Genomic DNA, 20,047 nt, shown 5'->3' with positions numbered 1-20,047 from the left:
TTTCCGTCAATATTCCTTGCAATTCATGGCAAAAAGGTGTAATTCTTCGCTAAATGCCCCCTTGACGATTATGCGCTTAAAATCGCTGACAAACCCCTCACGAATCGCCCAATTCCCTCGGCTGCGGTTTCTTTTTGCAGGGCACCATAGGCAACGCGCAGATAACACCCGTCTTCCATGCCAAAGGTTGTACCTGGAATAACCGCGACACCATGTTCGCGGATCAGTCTTTCTACCAAGTCCATTGCAGGTAATTTTGTATGGACTCTCAGCAGAAAATAAAAAGCTCCATCTGCTGGGGGAATGGTGCATAAATGTTGGATGCGATCGCATTCGTTGAGGACAATTTCTCGCACGGAGGCGATCGCTTCTAGCTTTTCCTTGCAGTAGCCTACTCCCGCTTGTAATGCCCCGAAGGCGGCATACTGGGAAATCACTGGCGGACAAATCAAAATCGTATCCTGAATCTTCTTGACGGCGATGAGGAGGTGTTTCGGCATCACCATATACCCGATGCGCCAGGACGCGAAACCGTAAGCTTTAGACAGCGAGAAAAGGGAAATTGTATGGAGGTGGCTGTCTGGAATCGCTGCTGGGGAAAAATGCTGCACGCCGTTGTAAGTAAAGTATTCATAGGCTTCATCGCTGATGTGATAGATGCCGCGATCGCGACAAATTTGATTCACTTCGCGTAATGCAGCTTCCGAATACACAGCTCCCGTGGGATTATTAGGTGAAATTGTGACAACTGCCCGCGTTTTTTCGGTAATTGCTTGCCGAATCGCCTCCGGACGGAGTTGATAATTCTCATCCGTTGCGACCAGAACCGGACGACAACCCGCCATTGTAATTGCCATCTCTTGGTTGAAGTAATAAGGCGTTTGGAGAATAATTTCGTCGCCGGGATTCGCGATCGCTAACACCACATTCACGAACGCCATGTTACTGCCAGCCGTGACTACAATGCAGTTCTCAGCATTCATGTCAATCGCGTTCTCAAATTTTAATTTTTGAGCGATCGCCTCCAGCAACGGCGAGATACCTTGTACGGGTTTGTACTTGTGATTCTCTGGATCTGCCAGGAAATGGGACAGTTGCGCGATCGCTTCTGGCGGCGGACTATAATAAGCAACGCCTTGTCCCAAGGAAATCGTTCCCGGACAGCTACGAATCAATTCCCCAACAACGGGAATAATTGGCGACTGCACCGCCTGCATTCGAGAAGATTCGGTAAGCATACAAAACTCATCGTTCAGGGTTTATTGTGCGTATTTCATAGTATTTAAAATTTAACAATTACCTTTTTCTTGTTCTCCTTTTTAAAGGAGTTTAGGAATCAAAGGGTAAATTGTACAAGCTTAAATCCCCTAGCCCACTTTAAACGGGAAAGTTGGAAATTTGCATACAGTGAAGCCGAGATTCCTGACTTCTCTAAGAAGTCGGGAATCTAAATCGATGGCCTCTCATAACTCCAATAAGATTGCTATATCGTTTCCGGATGACTCAATTGAAACCCGGCTGCTTTTAGCTTCTGAGTTGACACTCGCGCATTATAAGGTCGAACACTTTTCTGGGATTCATCCCAAGAAACTTTGGGTAGATTATTTTGGTTGCACACTCGCTCAAGAAGTTCTCGATAGGTCAAATGTGCATCATCCACCAAATTGTAAATACCTTGCAATTGATGCTTGCGGGCAAACTCGATAGCAGCAACAATGTCATTTAGGTGAATCCAATTTGTTGGGTCTTCGCCATTTCCTGGGCGAGTTGTACCAACAACTCGACTGAATATTTTGGATAATTCACGACCTGGCCCATGAATTCCCCCTAGACGAAGGATACAAACGCCTAACTTTTCAGTGGAAGCTGAGAGCAATATTTGCTCAGTATCACAGAGAATTCGACCATTTTGGTTAGCAGGTGTAACGGGTGATTCTTCATCCACCCATTCCCCATTTTTATCCCCGTAGACCGCATAACTTCCGGTGTAAATTAGCTGTCGCACCGAAGGAGTTTGTTTCAAGGCTGAGACTAAGCTATGGGCAGTTTTTAAATAAGTTTCTTCGTAAACATCGGCATTTTTTGCTCCAATACTCAGCAGTACAGTATCCTGATTTTCCAGCACCGATTGTAGACCTGCCAAATCATCACCTTTTGTAAGGACGACTCGTTGGCCAACTGCTTCTAATTCTGAAATTCGTTCGGGAGAAGTTGTGGTTGCGGTGACAGTAAATCCTAACTCCTGACGCCAATATTGGGCAATTGTCTTACCCACATAACCACAGCCGATGATTGCAACGTTCATGAAAATTTCGGTGTAAATAAATCTAAAGGTAAATGACCGTACATCTCGTTAATTCCGTCTTCATTCGCAGACTGGCAGGACACCAAAACTCCACGATGTTCTCCTATGTACGGATTGAGATAACACAAGTTAGTCTTGGGGTTAAATTTAATATAAACAGAGCCATCAATCGGTGCTAAATCTTTATTGACTTCATAACCTAAAGCCATTGCATAGGTTTTTAAAGCTTTAATCCCTTGCTCGGTTGTATCGGCACAAACCCCTAGTATTTGGTTATCAGAAAGCTCACTTACCAAAAGTAGCGCTTGGCGAATTGAATCTTTATCCGGTGCATCTTCACTGGAATCTATCCTTAAGCAGTCGAAAACTTTGAGGATTTTATGTGCTTCTTGAACGGTTAAGTTTGACAAATTCTGGACAGACATAAATTCCTTGACTTACTGGGCTAATTCCCGCTCAATCGCTGCAATCAATTCTGGTGAATCTGGCTTCACACTGCTATTAAATCGATCCACGACTTCACCTTGCTTACTGACTAAGAACTTCTCAAAGTTCCAAGAAACATTTCCCGTAGGCTGTACTGCACTGGTAAGTCGAGCATACAGCGGATGCTGTTCTTGACCTTTGGCATGAACTTTGTCAAACATCTCAAAGCTGACGCCGTAGTTGGTCGTGCAGAAATTCACAATCTCTTCATTGCTACCGGGTTCTTGCGCTCCAAAGTCGTTGCAAGGGAATCCTAGAACGCGCAATCCCTGATCCTGGTACTTTTGGTTTAACTGCTCTAATCCTTTGTACTGAGGCGTGTAGCCGCACTGGGAAGCGACATTCACGATTAAAAGTACCTTTCCGCCGTACTCGGAAAGTTGCTTATCTTCACCGTTGATAGTTTTTACTGCGATATCAGAGACTGTACTGCTCATTAATTTCATTCCTATACACCCTGATTGAGCTGTGTTTTCCCTTATCTGCGGTTAGCGATATTGGATTCTTCTTCGTTAGGGATGGGCGTTTTTTGAGGGGCTGGCTTGTAATATTCTTGCCAAATTTCTAGGCTGAGGATACAGGTCATCAACCACACAATCCCTGCTGCATAGCCAGCGACGACATCCGTAGGCCAATGGACGCCAAGATAAAGCCGACTCAGACCAATACCCGTAACCAATAGCAGTGTCCCGCTAGCGATCGCTATATGCCATTTACTCAACTGCTTGACCAGTAAATAGCCAAGTGCGCCGTAAACAACCATTGAAATCATCGCATGACCGCTAGGAAAGCTGTATTGACCCACATCAATGACCCGATCCCAAAGCGCCGGACGGGCGCGACCAAATACCACTTTGAGTAAATAGTTTAAGCCAACTGCACCCACTCCAGCGATCGCAAGTGTTATGGCTTGCCCTCGCCGACCGTCTCGGTACAGCCAAATCCCGAAGCCCAAGCAAATGACCAGCAACACCGTGGGTTCTCCCACAAATGTGAATCCCAGCATTAGCCGATCGAGCAGCGGCGCGTGCAGGCTTCTGATAACCACTAGAATTGCCGTATCAATGGCTTGGGTTTCTTTGTCTAAAACTTCGTCAGCAATTTGGGCAAATCCCCACATCCCTAGGGCAGCAACGAATAGACCCGCTGCTGGAATCGTAAATAACAAGGGCAATATGTGCGATCGCCACCACTGCGGCAACGCGGAGATAACTCGCTTGGCAATTTCGCGCATGATCTGGCGGTTCTAATTTGCTAGAGGCTAGCCCAAGCTTGGGCAACGATGTCGCTAAGCCAGTGTCTTTGTGCCTGATCCAGCAGACTATCTTCTTCTAGCACTTGAGCGGTTAATTCGTCTAAAGACTGCCCCTCTCGACGGGCAATTTGAACGACTCCAGCGATCGCTGCTGCCACTAATTCTTCATCAACGGGCTTTTGCCGTAAGGCGACAATTTCTTGAGGACTGGCTGGGATGGGATAATTCATGGCGTAGGTCATAGTCTATGGGCGGGTTTAAAGGATTCATCGCTCAGGGCTTTCGTCGTGAGCGGTTCCCCGCCCGTCCAACAGTTGCACCCCTGTACATTAAGAAAATGAGAATTGTGTAAAGTTTTTTAATCGATTCTAAGCAATTCGTATCCGGAAGTTTAGCGCACTTTGACCCCGGTTCACTCTGTCTTTCTCAGGAATAGGTTCCCTAATGCAGATCGCCAATATGAGAGAAATACTTTACTTAGAAGTTCCTACCCCGGATATAGCCGCCGTCCGCGCCTGGTTGCAACAAGAGTACGATCCAGGAGCAGGGGAGAAAATGTTCACGCCTGACGGTATCAGACTGCAATTTCCCAATCCTGAGAGTCTTAAAAAAACGGATACAACCCAAAATCCCGCGATTCCGCAACCCGAACTCTCAATTTTTATTTGGTCGGTGCAGCGAACCACGTATCTGAAGGTCTTCCGTTGGGCACAGCAGGCTATCCCCGGTGAAAGAGAGATCCTGAAACAACTTACCTCGAATCTGAGAAGCCGGTTTCCCCAACAATATCCAGAACCACCGGCGATTGATTTGTCAAAGCAATCTATCTTTGAAGCTTTGGCTCACGATTACCCGGAAACCGTCCGCTTCTTTCAAAAAATGCCGAACGGGGAATATGACCTGAATCGCGTCTATTGGTGGGAGAAACGTTGGCGCGAGAGCGTTCGCAATCCGAAACAGCCAGCGCAGGTTATCTTCCGAAGAGACAGGGAAATCAGGAATCAAAAGGGAGATGAAGCCTTCACTGACTCTTCCTCCCTCCCCTCTGAGTCCATCCTTCGGGAAGGCGAAGCGCCCTCAGCCCTAAACCCTCAGCCCTCAGCCCTCAGTCCTCAGTCCTCAGTCCTCCCCCCTCAGTCCTCTTCCTACGACCTGATTTATGTAGGTGGTGCCTTGGGCGTCATCCACGCTGCTGTCATGGCTCAACTCGGCTACCGAGTGCTATTGCTGGAACGGCTCCCTTTCGGGCGCATGAACCGGGAGTGGAACATTTCTCGCGATGAATTTCAAAGCTTGATTGATTTAGGCTTATTTACCCCGGCGGAATTTGAAAGCATTATTGCCGCGGAGTATGTAGACGGGTTTCACAAATTCTTTGATGCCAATAATCCACCCAAGCTAAAAGCACAGGTATTGCATACCCCAACGGTGCTGAATGTGGGATTGGACGCCGAGAAACTACTGCGTCTGTGTGGGGAAAAACTCACCAAAGCGGGCGGGGAAATTTGGGATGAGACGGAGTTTATCCGAGCGGATATTGAGCGATCGCAAGTTACCGTGCAAGCGAAACATCTGCCCAGCCAAACTCAGCGCCAAGCTAGCGGACGCCTGCTAGTAGATGCGATGGGCACTGCTTCGCCGATTGCGTGGCAGTTGAATGGGGGTCGCACTTTTGATAGTGTTTGCCCAACCGTTGGGGCTGTGATTGCCAGCGGGTTTGAGCCGGGGGTGTGGGATGCCCAATACGGGGATGTGCTGAACAGTCACGGCGATATTTCGCGGGGACGGCAGCTGATTTGGGAGTTATTCCCCGCTGAAGGTGAAGAAGTGACCTTCTACTTATTCCACTATCATCAAGTGCATCCCGATAACCCCGGCTCGTTATTAGAAATGTATGAAGATTTTTTCAACATTTTGCCGGAGTATCGCCGCTGCGATATGGAGAAGCTGGTGTGGAAAAAACCGACATTTGGGTATATTCCGGGTCACTTTAGTGTTGGAAGTCGCGATCGCACGGTTGCTTTCGATCGGCTAATTAGCATTGGCGATGCCGCCTCTCTCCAATCTCCCCTCGTTTTTACCGGCTTTGGTTCCCTGGTTCGCAATCTCTCCCGTTTAACCAACCTTCTCGATACCGCCCTCAAACATGACTTGCTCCAAGCCCATCACTTAAATCAGATTCGCGCTTATCAAAGCAACGTCTCCGTTACCTGGTTATTTTCTAAAGGCATGATGGTTCCCACCGGCACCTACTTACCGCCGCAGCGAATTAACTCGATGCTGAATACCTTTTTCGGGCTTTTGGCGACAGAACCCCCAGAGGTGGCAGACACGTTTATTAAAGACCGAGTGAATTGGCTAACCTTCAATCGACTGGCGCTAAAAGCCGCTTGGATCAATCCAGCTTTGCTGTTATGGATTTGGCAACTTGCCGGTGCTAAAGATATCTTCCGCTGGCTGGGCAGCTATTTCAGCTTTACACTTCATGCCCTAGTTGTTTGGTTGCTGGGGGGTTGGTTTCCGGGTGCCCTCCGGCGTCTACAACCTTCACTAGAAGAACACTATCCTGCTTTGTGGTTATGGCTGCTGGCTCAGAGCTATGCCCTCACTGCTGGGATGGGGCGTCCTCAAAAGAACCATCAGCTTTCTACGCGGAAAGAGCAGAGGCAAACGTCTTCCGAGCGGGTCGCGATTAAAAATTAAAAATGCAAAATTAAAAAGAACAATGTTTAATTTTGTATTTTTAGGACTTACGCCGAGATCCCCCTTGCATCTCCCTTAAAAAGGGGGAACCGGAAAAGCCCCCTTAAAAAAGGGGGCTAGAGGGATCTAGATTTCAAGCTTTCAATGCGTAAGTCCTGATTTTTAATTTCTACGCGCCAGTTTTTCTGGGAAACGTTGGCAATTCTATCGACGCCAAGGATTTCCGCCCTTTCGGGGGACGTGTCGGATAAAGGAGAGGGGAAGGCCAGTTTGGTTGGGAGGGGATGGCATCAGGGCGCTGGGTGGGCACAGCAGCCGGAAATTCTCTGCGGGATATTACCTCCTCTTCTTGCTCAGCATTGTCTCCACTCGCATCCTCTGACCAGATTGCCTCTGGTTCAGAAGGCTCAAAGATGTACGAGGCAGGAGAAGCTGATTCGGCATTTTCTAGGGCATAGATCGTTCCAGCTTCATCGTTCTCATCTGGCTCGAAACTGACAGCCAGCAGCAGGTCTTCCAGTTCGTTCTCAATCGCGATACTTTCCTGGGTAGAAGCGATCGCTAATTCATCGCTGAAATCGTCGTTACCAGAGATTTCCAGCTCAGGGGGCATGAGAAAATCATCCATGAGCGGATCGGAGTCTGAGTCTAGCATTCCCCATTGCCATATCTCCTCTTCATCGGTGGCTTCGAGGCTCTCAGAGGCGGGTATTTCTTCTAACGGCTCCCATTCCCTCGAAACGAAGGCAGTTGGCTCTGTAATCGGTGCATAAGCCGGAGATGGTACTGAAATCTCCCAATCTTCCTCATTCTGGGCGGGGTCTTCCTGAAATGCCGGTTGCGCTGACCAAGGTTGAATAGGCGGCGCTTTGGGGAGGAGAGATTGAGAATCGTGGGCGTTTTTAAGATGGCGATGCGCCCAAGTGGGAGAAGGTCTGGTATCTGGTTCGATTTGGGTGGGGGGAGGCATTTCCAGACACTTTTCTAACGCCGACTTGAATTGCAGGGTTTGGCGCTGCTGGCGTTGCAAACGGGTACGGAGTTCGCGGATTGTATTTTCGCTTTGCAACAGCGCGTGAGATTGTTCGTTATAGCGTTGCTGGGTGAAGGCACATTCCCGTTCTAGCTGGGCGATGCGTTCTTGGCTGTTTTCCAGCTGTTCTGTTACGGTTTCAATTAAGATCTGTTGGCGCTGGGCAGCTTGATGAGACGATTCTAGTTCTCGGAACATCCGGGTGACTTGTTCTTGCGTCCCGTTGAGTTCCTGGGTTGTAGAGGTGAGGATATTTTCTTGAGCTTGCGATCGCTGTCTTTGCAATTGCAACGCCTCCTGACAATCCCCCAGTGCCTTCTCTAGGTGATTCACTCGGCTGACTAAGTCCCGATTGCGCTGACGCATCTCCGCCAACAGTGGAAACAAATTTCCCGCCTCTGCTGGCAATGACTGCGGCTCAGACTTTTCCCGATGCACCCCATCCCCATCATCAGTTGTCTTTGCGGCATTCGCCTCATCGTCTACTAGCGCGGGTGAACGATGCACTAAGCTGACGACTTCTATTACTTCCACGAGAGTCTCGTCCTGTGCCGGTGCTGTCTCCTGTACAGGATCAAGGTTAGGATCTGTTTCATCCTTCACCGGATCTTCCACAGGATCGTCCATTGGAGAATCGGTTGATTGGGGGAAGGACTGGGACTGGTTAGCTTCTTGGGGGGTGTCAGCTTCACTCATTGCTCTGATTTAAGAGAAGGTCATGGGTGCTTGGAATGGACTAGCTGTAGCTTTATCAATTCACAGCTTTAGTTGCGCCTAGATTGCAATAATTCTAATAAGATTATTCCACGACGCTCTCGGAGTCACTCTACCATTTTCAAATTTCGCATCGACGAGGAAATCGAACTCAAATTGCTTGAGGTGCGACACGCACAAGAAGTTTATGCTTTGGTTGATTCTTGTCGCACCTCCCTACGGGAATGGCTTCCCTGGGTTGATGGCTCGAAAAGTCCTGAAGATACCAAGTTTTTCATTGAGGCTGCATTGAAACAATTTGCCGCCAATAATGGATTTCATGCTGGCATTTGGTATCAGGGCAAAATGGCAGGAGCAATTGGATGTCACGAAATTGATTGGGAAAATCGAGCCACTAGCATTGGGTATTGGCTGGGCGAGAATTTCCCAGGATGCGGGATAATGATTAAATCGTGTCGCACTTTGGTAAATCATACTCTGGTTGAGTTGAAGCTGAACCGAGTTGAAATTCGCGCTGCCGTGGAGAACTCTAAAAGTCGAGCGATTCCAGAGAAACTAGGATTTACCAATGAAGGAACGCTTCGCCAAGCTTGTTGGTTATACGACCATTTTGTAGATTTGGTTGTTTACGGGATGTTGGCACGCGATTGGCAAAGGTTAGCCCCACAATAATACTTTTCAAACTTAGGGCAGAAGGCGTTGCGCTCCGACAGGACTATTTTGCCCCTAAAGCATCACTCAACAAATCCCGATGCATCAGTGCCCGATCGACTAAAGATTGTATTTGATGGGGTGACAGGGGGTCGCCGTTGACGTAGTGTTCTAACCAAGTTTGACTAATCAAGTTGGGGTCGTCAGGCAATTGGGTTAAGTCCCACCCTGGCATATTGAGTTCTTCCATCAGCAAGCTAACTTTGGGGTCGTAGCTGAGGGCGAAACAACGGCATTCTTGTGCTGCCGCCATAATTAAGCTGTGGTAGCGCATCCCGATTGCCATCTCGACACCCTGAAATAATCCTTTCAATTCTCTAGGGTCTTGAAGAGAAAAAATATGGCTGGCACCCGTTAATTGCGGTTGAATTGACTGAGCGATCGCTAGATCCTGACTTGCTTGAAATGGCACCAGTAAAATGCAGGTCTGAGTAGCTTTTTGAAAGTCAATCAAGGCGCGAGTTAAGTTATCAAGTCGGGCGGGAGTCAGATGGGGATGCGATCGCAAGGTGACGGCGACTCTGGGTGCTGGTAAATCCCACAGTCCCTTCACTGGCTTCGCGTCTAACGCCCAAACCGGGTCTGGGGCTTGGATATAGGGGATTTTCCAATCCATCAGCAGGGCAGCAGAGGCGCGATCGCGCACGCTGACGGCATGGCAACCCGCGATCGCTTTTCGCGTTATCCAGCGAGTCGAATTGCGGTTCAAAGGGCCAATTCCCTGCGCCCAAGCAATGGTTTTTAAGCCCCGCTTCTGGGCTAATCCCATCAATCCCGCGTAGTAGAGGGGACTTAGGGCACTGGTGGCGTCTTGCATCAGACTCCCACCGCCCCAGATGAAAACATCCGATTTACGGAGTGCTTGCTGCACTGGGAAAAAAGCTTTGCGCGAGCAACTTTCTACGCCATAGCGATCGCGCGTCTTTTTCGGATTCCCAGAAAGCACAATCGGCGTCACATCAGCCGGTAACATTTGCAGCAACGATGCCAGCAATGCTTCATCGCCTGCATTGCCCTGCCCATAATATCCACACAAAACCGCTCGAATTCCCATGCTCAAACTTTACCAGCAAAGCCGAGCGGTACTATAAGAAAAAGAGTGATGAGTTTTGAATGATGTTAGCGAAGCGGTGCTTAGCACGGGTTGAGTTAAGACTTCTAATTCAAAACTTCAACCTCGACCCTCAAAAACTTCATTTATGCACGCACTCTCAATTCCTACCTGGATTATTCACGTTTCCAGCGTCATCGAGTGGATTGCCGCTATTTGGTTGATCTGGATTTACGGCGAAGTAACTCACAATCGGGCTTGGTGGGGATTATCCTTTGCCATGCTACCGGCATTAGTCAGTGCCATGTGTGCCTGCACTTGGCACTATTTTGACAACCCAAAATCCTTAGAATGGCTGGTGACGCTTCAGGCTGCGATGACTTTGCTGGGTAACTTCACCCTTTTGGCGGCTGCTTGGTGGATTTGGCGTTCATCACCCGTGGCTAATCAAAAAGACGATGCGCCAATTATCTCTCCAAAATCACGGTAATGTCTAAAGAAACCCTTTTTGCACTCTCTCTATTCCCCTATTTAGGCTTTCTCTGGTTTCTAACGCGAAGCGGGCAGATGCCGCGTTTAGCTTTAATTGGTTTCTACATGACCTTGGTTTTTGTGGGCGTCACAATTCCGGCTGGAATTTATGCCCAAGTTGCCTATGGGGAATCCTTAGCAAATGTCGATTGGCTGCACGGTGGCGCAGAGGTTTTTCTGACGCTTTCTAATATTCTGATTGTGTTGGGATTTCGGCAGGCAGTGATTCAAAAACGCCAAGTCATTAAGTAAGGGAAACCTCACGCTTTCTCCCTTTTAGAAGGTAAGTTTCCATTTCTCCTTTGCCTTTGACCTGAATCGAGCCTCTCTGCTCCAACGCATATCGATTCTGTAAGTATTCGTAAGTTGTAGCCGTTACTTGAATTTCACCTGGCAATCCGTGGGATTCCATCCGGCTGGCGATGTTCACGGTATCCCCCCAAAGGTCATAGATGAACTTTTTAGTGCCGATAACTCCAGCAACTACCGGGCCAGTATTAATGCCAATGCGGATACTGAGTGTTTGATGATGTTTGGCGTTGAATTGGTCAATTTCTTTTTGCATATCGATTGCCATTTGGGCGATCGCTTCTGCATGATCGGGTCGGGGTTCGGGAAGACCTCCTACCACCATGTAGGCATCGCCAATTGTCTTGATTTTCTCCAAGTTATGCCGTTCGGTGAGGCGATCGAACCCGGAGAAAATTTCGTTCAGCAACCAGACAAGTTCTTTCGGTGATATCTTTTCTGAAAGCTGAGTAAAGTTAACCAGATCGGCAAATAAAATCGTCACTTCAGCAAATCCATCGGCAATGTTACTTTGCCCGTCTTTGAGTTGTCTGGCAATCGGCTCTGGCAAGATATTAAGTAACAAGTTGTCAGACTTCTCCTGTTCTACCGTCAGTTGCTGATTTGACTCCCGCAATTGCGCCGTGCGTTCGATGACGCGCAACTCTAGCTCCTTGGAAGTTTGGCGCAGCCTGCCGATCACCAGAGCAATTCCTAACAGCCCCAATAGAGATAGGAGCGCTAACATTACGAAAGTTCCTCGCAGTCCTGCATGAGTTTTTGCCATGAACTCATCCAGAGGACTGGAGATTTCCAAAATCCCTCGAACATCCCCTACTTTCCAGTCTTTTTTAGGGCTATCCGGGTGAGTGTTGTGGCAAGCAACGCAGCTAGCCTTCATGAGATCGGCTTGTGCATATCGCAATGACAAACGCCCTTGAAACTTCTCCAAGCGAACAAAGGGTCGATCGGGATGTTGCCTCAAGGCGCGAAGCGCTTCCCACTCAAAATTGTCTTTGGGGCCACCTGTCGCTTGCCGCTGGCGAAAGGGATACTCACTATAAAGTCGGACTGACATCCCAGGGTTTTTTTGAACGAGGCGGTGACTGAGTTCTATCAAGAATGTCGCTGGTACGGGAATTGCCTTTTCTAGAGCAGTGTAGTTGTCGGTAATGGTGATTTCAGGAACTGCTTCTATCCGCTTCAGGATCTCGGAGCTGTAGAGAGTGCGTGCTTCCTCTATCGCTTGGGCATACAAGGCTGCATTCTGAAGTGCTTGTGATTGAATTAGGTTTGACGAGAGATGGGACATATTCCACAAAGCTCCCGCTACTCCAGCACACAATAGGAGTGTCAAGACCAGAATTGTCTGTTTATTTAGCAGTTGAATGATTTTTGCTAGACTTTTCGCAATTGACTGGCGAATTGTACGCCTATCTACACGGGAGCCTTGCAGCGTCATCGAATCTCTCCTACTGTTTCCTATAGCGATACCTTATATTCCAAGCAGAACACCCTTTAGCTTCTGTTTTAAGCTACGACAAGCCTAACTAGACTACCGCAGTCAGGCTAAATTTCCGGAGACTTTGCAAAAGAGCAAAAGTTTGAGGCTTGTTCTAGCGCCACGCTGAAAAAATGCCTTATGTCAAGGTTTTACACCCATTTTTTTATCTATCTTTTATCTAAATTAGGATTAGATTTTACTGACTAAACGTTGGCACGCTTTGAATTGACTTAAATAATATAAATTTTCAATACTATTATTAGTAGACAAGTTCTTATTTATTAAATTTATTGTATCACAAAAACTTTATTACAATCTAGATACTAGCAATAATAATTTGAATATCGCCATAAATAAACAATTTTAAAAGTTCGCATAAAATACCTAAGATTGACGAGCGTTATTATAAGCGATCGCCCATTAAATCTACATACTACTTGAAGAATTTTGATAAACATTCAAGACAAAAATGTTACGAGTTTAAGGTTTTATATCCTCCCAATAGAAGTAGCCAAACCACCACAATTAGCCAATGAATTGCCACGGGCATCCATAGAGAGCCACTTTGAAAATAGGCAAGAGTACAAATAACACCTAGAAGTGCTGCCAAGAATAGAAAAACTGGATTAAAAAAAGTTCGGAGTCCATCGGGATAGAAAGTTACGGCATTTAGCGGATGGTAGATGATAAACATTGCTAAACTAATACCTCCCCAAAGCCATAGAGTAGTAGGGGTAGCTTTTTCTGTAGGGTGAGGAAGTAGTAAGATCCGAAAAAATAACTCTTCAGATATGGCGGGAGACAACAGACAACGGGCCATTACACCAATAATCATTTCCCAGGATGTTTCTACATCAAGTTTTAAAAAACCAAATTTGAATCCAATAGGTAGTGAAATTAAGGTATATATCAGTACCAAAGCAGCAGAATATAGCCACGCTTTGGCATCAGGAGTTGTAGAGGCGGCTGTAATTAAGCGAGAGACAATTCCCAGGCTTGGCGTAAGCGCGATCGCATCTACGGAAAGCTCAAATAGCCCTGCGATAACTGGCACATTACTCATATATACGTTAACCATTAAAAATATTTCCTCAGATAGATATTTTTTGAAGATAAAATTATACTACCGATAGCTTTTTCGTTAAGTTCAGTAATGTTTCAGTGTCATTGACGATAAGACTTTATAAAGCTTTCTTATAAAGGGCAAAAATTGCCAATACAATAAAAAATCATCTAAAGAAAAAAGGTAGCACAAGAAGTACATACGGGAAAGTTTAAACTCTGGGTATGTCTGCGTAAACCTTTGCACCCTTGGTGTTGAAAAACATATTGTTAAGCAAGTTTGCGAAGCTTCTTCTGGATGAGAAGCTCTACCTGTTGGAAGAGATATTGACCAAATTCCTGTGACAAACTTCTAGAATTACGACAGCTTTAATAAATGAAATTCTCAACTTAACTTTGGAGGGACATTATGGGAATCGGCGATATGTTCAGAAACATACCGGGTTTGAATAGGGAAGGAGGCGATCGAGATCAGGAGTACCGCGATCGCAATGAAGATCGGGAGTATAGCGATCGCAATGAAGATCGGGAGTACCGCGATCGAAATCGGGAGTATAGCGATCGCAATGAAGATCGGGAATACCGCGATCGCGATAGATATCGTGACGGAAATGATGATGACGATGATGACGATCGCAAAGATAGATATCGTAGTGAACATCGCGATGATGATGACGACGATGATGACGAACATAAGCACAGCCATCGCCGCAAACACCATGACGATGATGACGACGATTAAAATGGTCGGGTTGGATTAACCATCCACACAATCTGCCAAAGAATTAAATGGCGTTAGCTCAATAGCTGACGCCATTCCTGCTTAAAATGAACCCAGGCAATACTTTCGAGCTTAAAAGCTGTCGTAGACAGGAAAAAATAGATGCAGAATTCATCACCCCCGACGGGGCAAATCCGCGCCCACGTAATCGTTTCAGGAACCGTTCAGGGAGTTGGTTTTCGGTTCTCAACGTTGGATGAAGCAATCCAGCTAGGCGTCAACGGTTGGGTGCGGAATCTCCCCGATGGGCGTGTAGAAGCTGTTTTTGAAGGAAGCGAGGCAGATGTTGAAGAGGTAATTCAATGGTGTCACAAAGGGCCACCTGCTGCTGTGGTGAAAGCGGTGGCGGTTGAGTACGAAACGCCAGAAGGATTGCGCGGATTTGAAATGTGGCAATAGAGGCAATTTTAGCAGGTCGCGATGACTCCACTTCTACGGCGATCGCCAGCGCCGGTTATTAATCCTTCCGAATTTTCCATGACACTATGAACGCCACCAAAAAACATATTCTTCTGTTTCCAAAAAATCAATTCATTACTACCTGGAAGCATCAGATTTTTAAGTTCTTCTTCGCTAAAGCCGGGTTCAAGATTAAAAATATCACTTTCCCAATGAACGCGAGGATGATTTACTGCTGCATCAACGTCCATTTTAAAATCAATAATATTAGAAATAACTTGTAAAATTGCAGTTCTAATTCGATTCGAGCCACCAGAACCTAAAACAATCTCTGGTTGATTATTCTTAAGTACAATAGTCGGAGCCATCATTGAAGAAATCCGCGTATTTTCTTCCCAGTTATGAAATCCATGCGGATTTAAATCAGCTTCTCCTAGCATATTATTCAGCATAATCCCAGTTCCCGGAATCACATAAGAAGAACCCTCTCCGTTGGAAGTGGTAACACTCGCCGCATTACCTTCGCTATCAACCACACTGATATGAGTAGTGCTTCCCCATTTATTGACAACTTCAGTTAATTGATCTTCATAAATAGCCAAATGTTCAGATGATAAGAAAGTTTGGGCAATCTCTTCTGTATGAGTATAAGCGTCATATCTATCCGTTCTGGCTTCATTGGTTAGGCGCATCACATGAGCTAATATTCCTAAATGGCCAGAACTGCCAAACTCTATATTAGTTAAATCAACTTTTGAAAGCAGTTCTAAAGCAAAATCAATCAGAATGCCTCCAGAACTGGGTGGAGGATTTGTTAAGAAGGTGTTCCCCCGGTAATTCATCACCAGCGGCTTTCTCTCAATTACTCGATAATTCTTAAGGTCTTCTAAGGTTAAATAACCTCCATAATATTGGCAATCCTTGACTAAGCGTTGGGCAATTTCACCCTCGTAAAATTCTCTGATTCCACTTTCAGCTAAATAAGTTAACGTATCAGCAAAATCACTCATCAAGACTGTTCCTCCAGGCTGGACAAGTTTCCCGTCTGGGGCAAAAACCTGCTGCATCTCTTTAGAGCCTAGCAGCATGGGGCTGAGGATTGTTAAACAGTAATAGGTAAAATCGTTTAGTTCGACACCCGTTTTTGCATAACGGATTGCCGGTTCAGCAACCACATTAAAAGGTAATCTCCCTAATTTCTGATGAACGTAAAAAACGCCCTTGAGGTTTCCAGGAACAGCCATTGAACCAAGCCCAATATGGAACTCTTGGACTGCATCGCCAAAATTAATTGCAACTGGATAAAAATTAAGCTGTTCCTGACTTTTTTTCTGTTGTGGCGTTTGAGAAAAGAAGTCGAACAAAATATTTTGATTATCCTGAGTATGGGCTAAAAGAAACCCACCACCCCCCGCAGATGTCAGCGCAGTTTCAGTAACGCAAGAGGCTAAGATTGCAGCCGCCGCCGCATCAAATGCGTTCCCTCCTAATTGAAGCATCTCAATTCCAGCTTCGGCAGTTTTTTGATGTCCAGCAGCGATAACACCGTGAGTTTTTTTATACATAAATATTGAGTACGAAAAGCTAGAGTGAATAGAAGCTAGGTTGTCAGTATGTAGGGCAATCGCGCTTTCTTATATTTGCATGATGAGAGTGCCACGAGCGCCGGAGCGCGATTGAATATAATAAAATTGGCAGGACAAACGAAATGATATTACCGACTTTACTAGAGATCGAGGATTCTATCTGTGCCTTATGCCTCGAAAAACAACAGTGGTTGCTGAAAGGTATCCCTTGGTAAGGGCAAAACAGGAGATCTACACAAGATAAACTCGTTGATTTAAAACACATGAAAAACTACCTGAGAGGGCTAGCACTCCAAGCATCTCAGCAAAAATCGCGGAAATCGATGAGGAGTTGCCGTTGCTGAAATAGATGGTTTAGCAACCCGGAGAGATTCAGGGAAGCGATCGCTCTCAGCTTGGATGAGGGTGCATCCAGGTAGCGATCCCTTCCCTAAGATGTGCTTCGGGGAATCCTTGCAGCTAGGGTTCAGCGTTTTTATTAATTTTTTTATCTAAGTTAGATGAATTTTTTCACCCTGTCTATAACATTACATTTGGACTTCAATCCCTAACGCATACAAAAACCAGGAATTATACCCGATGGAAACTCAATTATTCAACACTCATATTGAAGAATCGCATATTCTCTTAACTCCAAATGAAGTTAAATCAAAATTACCTTTAACAGATAAGGCAGAAAAAACCGTTTTAAACTTTAGGAATGAAATAGAGGATATCCTAGATGGGAAAGATAGTCGAAAATTTATTGTAGTTGGCCCTTGTTCTATCCATGATATAAAGTCGGCTGAAGAATACGCCTATAGGCTAAAAAATCTCTCCGATCGAGTGAACGATAAACTGCTGCTGATCATGAGAGTGTATTTTGAAAAACCAAGGACTACTGTGGGATGGAAAGGATTAATTAACGATCCGGATATGGATGATTCTTTCCACATAGAAAAGGGTTTATTAACTGCACGGAGTTTATTAATCAAAATAACTGAATTGGGATTACCAGCTGCTACAGAAGCTCTCGATCCTATAGTCCCACAATATATTGGCGAATTGATTGCATGGTCTGCAATTGGGGCACGCACAACCGAATCGCAAACTCACCGCGAAATGGCAAGCGGACTTTCAATGCCTGTAGGTTTTAAAAATGGTACTGATGGTAGCGTTCAAGTCGCTTTAAATGCTCTGGAGTCAGCTAGAAAACCTCACCATTTTCTAGGGATTAATGCAACGGGACAGGTGAGCATTTTTAAAACGAAAGGAAATGCTTACGGTCATATTATTTTACGGGGCGGTGCCAAACAGCCTAACTTTGATGCTGCAAATGTAAAAATTGCGGAGGAAAAATTAAAAGCAGCTAATTTACCTCCAAAAATTGTCATTGACTGTAGTCACGGAAATTCAAATAAAGACTATAAAAAACAGTCAGCAGTTTTTGAAAATGTTATTCAACAAATAATGGAGGGGAATGCTTCTATCGTTGGCATGATGCTGGAATCAAATTTGTACGAAGGCAATCAACCCATTCCTAGCCAATTAGAAGAATTAAAATACGGTGTTTCGGTAACAGATAAATGTATTAATTGGGAGGAAACAGAAAGAATTATTTTAGCTGCCTACGAGAAGCTAAAGTAAAAAAACAGTTTTTTAAAAGTGAGAACTGACAAGTCAGCGCAACGCTCTCGCCTGTGCTTGTAGTATCGGTGAATGTAGTTTCACCGATACTAAAACTAAGTGTTTTCTCCTTCTACTTGGAATGGATGTTCGCCTACACCTAGCTGCTTTTTTGAAGCTTCTAACTGTTTCCAAAGCATTTCAAGGTCTTGGAAAGCTTTCTCTAGAGGAATTTTGCCATTGCTTGCCAGACAACTGATATAAGTTGCTTTTTGAGCAAATTCTTGTAGATTTGCATTAAAAACTAAATTTTCTGGTTTTACATCGCCATAGTAACGGCTGTGAGAATATATAAAATTGGAAGTTACTAACATTTTATTTATCTCCGCTTGTGAAATTCTGTATCTTAATTCTTACTATGCACTGCAATCTCTGTCGGGATAAGTGATAGCTGTCTACAAAAAAAGTGACGCATATCAACCTTATGAGTGATGAAACTAATCAATAAGAGTTAAAGTCGCACTCGATTGAGTGACAGCAATCTTAATAAATGCGATCGCTATCTTCCACTTATGTGATGCAAATCACAAAAAGCAGCTTCTTTGTATTTTGCTCGTGGCAAATTTTAGACAAAGCGATCGCAAAGTAGCATCCCAGAAACCCTAAGAATCGCGGGTGCTACTTTACCAATTTTGTTCAGTTAGTGAGTGACGAGATCGTTTTCCCCAGCTCTGGACTAAACTAGCGATCGCACAAACTTATCTAATCTGTCCATGCCTTTCTCAATCGAGGTCATATCCGTCGCGTAAGATAAACGGATGTGGTCATCGGCACCAAAAGCAATCCCTGGAATGGCAGCAACTTGCTGAGATTCTAGTAAAGCATCACAGAATTCTAGAGAAGTTAAACCCGTCTTGCCGATATTAATGAACAAATAGAAAGCACCGTCAGGCTTGGCACAACTGAGTCCAGAAATAGCGTTGAGACGCTCTAACATTACCTGTCGCCGTTCGGCAAAGGCGAGGCGCATTTGTTCCACGCACTCTTGAGAACCTTCCAAGGCAGCGATCGCGCCAAATTGTGCAAAAGTACACACATTCGAGGTGCTGTGCCCTTGGATGGTACTCATTGTTTTAATCAATTTTACGGGACCCGCGAGATAACCAATTCGCCAACCCGTCATTGAGTAAGCTTTTGCAAACCCATTGCTAATGAGGGTGCGCTCAAAAATCTCTGGTCCCAGCGAACCAATACTAATCTGTTGCACTCCATCATAGATAATCTTTTCGTAAATCTCATCGGAGACAACCAGAATATCTTTCTCTACCACCACCTCTGCCAATGCTGCCAACTCTGCTGGCGTATAGACGATGCCGGTGGGATTAGAAGGGGAATTGAGGACAAAGAGCTTCGTCCGTTCGGTACAAGATGAGCGGAGTTGCTCCGGCGTAATTTTATAGCCGGTGGAGGCATCTGTCTGCACAATCACCGGAGTCCCACCCGCTAGAACCACCATATCCGGATAACTGAGCCAGTAGGGAGCGGGGATAATCACCTCATCCCCCGCCTCAATCAGCGCCATGTGCAGGTTATAGAGGGAATGTTTGCCACCGTTGGTAACGATGACATTTTCAGCCATGTAGCTGAGTCCATTATCAGTTTGTAGCTTGTGAGCGATCGCTTGCCTTAACTTCGGTTCCCCCGCCGCTGGCCCGTACTTGGTCTTGCCCTCGTCTAGCGCTTTTTGGGCAGCGACTTTGATATGCGTCGGGGTATCGAAATCCGGTTCCCCAGCACTCAAACTACAAACATCCATTCCTTCTGCCTTCATCGCCTTGGCTTTAGCTGCGATCGCCAATGTTAAAGAAGGCTGTACTTGCTCCACTCGTGCTGCCAGCTTCATCCTTACCCCACTCTTGAGACTAACTTAGAGAGCCGTTGCCAAAGTAACTTAGCTTGTGCGATCGCGTTGCGCTGACTTGCCAGTTCGCTCTTGGTAACTCTCTAGTCTTTCAGAGTAGCCTGCAATCAGG

The 20,047-nt window shown here is 45.8% G+C and carries 20 protein-coding genes; 7 read left to right on the top strand and 13 right to left on the bottom strand.

Annotated elements, in window-relative coordinates:
* Positions 1-68 precede the first annotated feature (68 nt).
* From NDI44_RS07395 to NDI44_RS07370, 6 genes are all read right to left on the bottom strand, one after another.
* Positions 69-1,238, bottom strand: coding sequence for a pyridoxal phosphate-dependent aminotransferase (locus NDI44_RS07395; RefSeq protein WP_190410614.1), 1,170 nt, complete (start codon positions 1,236-1,238; stop codon positions 69-71).
* A 245-nt stretch (positions 1,239-1,483) separates the two neighbouring features.
* Positions 1,484-2,305, bottom strand: coding sequence for an SDR family oxidoreductase (locus NDI44_RS07390; protein WP_190410613.1), 822 nt, complete (start codon positions 2,303-2,305; stop codon positions 1,484-1,486).
* Positions 2,302-2,730, bottom strand: coding sequence for a DUF1824 family protein (locus tag NDI44_RS07385; protein ID WP_190410612.1), 429 nt, complete (start codon positions 2,728-2,730; stop codon positions 2,302-2,304). The genes NDI44_RS07390 and NDI44_RS07385 overlap by 4 nt, the downstream gene beginning before the upstream one ends.
* A gap of 12 nt (positions 2,731-2,742) precedes the next feature.
* Complete coding sequence (locus tag NDI44_RS07380; RefSeq protein ID WP_190410910.1) at positions 2,743-3,228, bottom strand: glutathione peroxidase; 486 nt, start codon at positions 3,226-3,228, stop codon at positions 2,743-2,745.
* A gap of 41 nt (positions 3,229-3,269) precedes the next feature.
* Positions 3,270-4,025, bottom strand: coding sequence for a phosphatase PAP2 family protein (locus NDI44_RS07375; RefSeq protein ID WP_190410611.1), 756 nt, complete (start codon positions 4,023-4,025; stop codon positions 3,270-3,272).
* A 20-nt stretch (positions 4,026-4,045) separates the two neighbouring features.
* Positions 4,046-4,276 carry a hypothetical protein gene (locus tag NDI44_RS07370; protein ID WP_190410909.1) on the bottom strand — a complete coding sequence of 77 codons (231 nt, stop codon included), beginning with the start codon at positions 4,274-4,276 and terminating at the stop codon, positions 4,046-4,048.
* Between the two features lie 229 nt (positions 4,277-4,505).
* Here NDI44_RS07370 and NDI44_RS07365 point away from each other — a divergent pair, with 229 nt between their 5' ends.
* Positions 4,506-6,749, top strand: a complete 2,244-nt coding sequence (locus NDI44_RS07365; protein ID WP_190410610.1) for a flavin-dependent dehydrogenase — start codon at positions 4,506-4,508, stop codon at positions 6,747-6,749.
* A 169-nt stretch (positions 6,750-6,918) separates the two neighbouring features.
* Here NDI44_RS07365 and NDI44_RS07360 read toward each other — a convergent pair whose 3' ends face one another.
* Positions 6,919-8,478 (bottom strand): hypothetical protein, encoded by a 1,560-nt coding sequence (locus NDI44_RS07360; protein WP_190410609.1) that lies wholly within the window; start codon positions 8,476-8,478, stop codon positions 6,919-6,921.
* 135 nt (positions 8,479-8,613) lie between these two features.
* On the opposite strand from NDI44_RS07360, the gene NDI44_RS07355 reads away from it, so the two are divergent.
* Complete coding sequence (locus tag NDI44_RS07355) at positions 8,614-9,168, top strand: GNAT family N-acetyltransferase (protein WP_190410908.1); 555 nt, start codon at positions 8,614-8,616, stop codon at positions 9,166-9,168.
* Positions 9,169-9,211: 43 nt separating this feature from the next.
* Here NDI44_RS07355 and csaB read toward each other — a convergent pair whose 3' ends face one another.
* Positions 9,212-10,261: a polysaccharide pyruvyl transferase CsaB gene (csaB, locus tag NDI44_RS07350; RefSeq protein WP_190410608.1), complete on the bottom strand. Its 1,050-nt coding sequence runs from the start codon at positions 10,259-10,261 to the stop codon at positions 9,212-9,214.
* Positions 10,262-10,406: 145 nt separating this feature from the next.
* Here csaB and NDI44_RS07345 point away from each other — a divergent pair, with 145 nt between their 5' ends.
* Both NDI44_RS07345 and NDI44_RS07340 read left to right on the top strand, forming a co-directional pair.
* Positions 10,407-10,748, top strand: coding sequence for a DUF2499 domain-containing protein (locus tag NDI44_RS07345; protein WP_190410607.1), 342 nt, complete (start codon positions 10,407-10,409; stop codon positions 10,746-10,748).
* Positions 10,748-11,041 (top strand): DUF3593 domain-containing protein, encoded by a 294-nt coding sequence (locus NDI44_RS07340; protein ID WP_190410606.1) that lies wholly within the window; start codon positions 10,748-10,750, stop codon positions 11,039-11,041. The genes NDI44_RS07345 and NDI44_RS07340 overlap by 1 nt, the downstream gene beginning before the upstream one ends.
* Here the strand turns inward: NDI44_RS07340 and NDI44_RS07335 are convergent.
* Positions 11,034-12,539: an adenylate/guanylate cyclase domain-containing protein gene (locus NDI44_RS07335; protein ID WP_190410605.1), complete on the bottom strand. Its 1,506-nt coding sequence runs from the start codon at positions 12,537-12,539 to the stop codon at positions 11,034-11,036. The genes NDI44_RS07340 and NDI44_RS07335 overlap by 8 nt on opposite strands.
* A 514-nt stretch (positions 12,540-13,053) precedes the next feature.
* Positions 13,054-13,659 carry a CPBP family glutamic-type intramembrane protease gene (locus tag NDI44_RS07330; RefSeq protein ID WP_242036949.1) on the bottom strand — a complete coding sequence of 202 codons (606 nt, stop codon included), beginning with the start codon at positions 13,657-13,659 and terminating at the stop codon, positions 13,054-13,056.
* 408 nt (positions 13,660-14,067) lie between these two features.
* Between NDI44_RS07330 and NDI44_RS07325 the strand changes: the two genes are divergently transcribed.
* Entirely contained in the window at positions 14,068-14,385 is a 318-nt protein-coding gene (locus NDI44_RS07325; protein ID WP_339380869.1) for a hypothetical protein, read from the top strand.
* 141 nt (positions 14,386-14,526) lie between these two features.
* Positions 14,527-14,823, top strand: coding sequence for an acylphosphatase (locus NDI44_RS07320; RefSeq protein WP_190410603.1), 297 nt, complete (start codon positions 14,527-14,529; stop codon positions 14,821-14,823).
* 8 nt (positions 14,824-14,831) lie between these two features.
* On the opposite strand, the gene ggt is transcribed toward NDI44_RS07320, so the two are convergent.
* The gene (ggt, locus tag NDI44_RS07315; protein ID WP_190410602.1) at positions 14,832-16,388 is read right to left on the bottom strand and encodes a gamma-glutamyltransferase; all 1,557 of its coding nucleotides are present in this window, start codon (positions 16,386-16,388) and stop codon (positions 14,832-14,834) included.
* A 600-nt stretch (positions 16,389-16,988) separates the two neighbouring features.
* Between ggt and NDI44_RS07310 the strand changes: the two genes are divergently transcribed.
* On the top strand, positions 16,989-18,035 hold the full coding sequence (locus tag NDI44_RS07310; RefSeq protein WP_190410601.1) for a 3-deoxy-7-phosphoheptulonate synthase: 1,047 nt from the start codon (positions 16,989-16,991) through the stop codon (positions 18,033-18,035).
* Between the two features lie 95 nt (positions 18,036-18,130).
* On the opposite strand, the gene NDI44_RS07305 is transcribed toward NDI44_RS07310, so the two are convergent.
* Complete coding sequence (locus tag NDI44_RS07305; RefSeq protein ID WP_190410600.1) at positions 18,131-18,388, bottom strand: hypothetical protein; 258 nt, start codon at positions 18,386-18,388, stop codon at positions 18,131-18,133.
* A gap of 362 nt (positions 18,389-18,750) precedes the next feature.
* On the bottom strand, positions 18,751-19,917 hold the full coding sequence (locus NDI44_RS07300) for a pyridoxal phosphate-dependent aminotransferase (RefSeq protein ID WP_190410599.1): 1,167 nt from the start codon (positions 19,915-19,917) through the stop codon (positions 18,751-18,753).
* Between the last annotated feature and the right edge of the window lie 130 nt (positions 19,918-20,047).

The sequence above is a fragment of the Trichocoleus sp. DQ-A3 genome (genome assembly GCF_039961975.1).
Classification (GTDB): domain Bacteria; phylum Cyanobacteriota; class Cyanobacteriia; order Cyanobacteriales; family FACHB-T130; genus FACHB-T130.
This window is presented reverse-complemented; position numbering and strand designations above follow the sequence as displayed.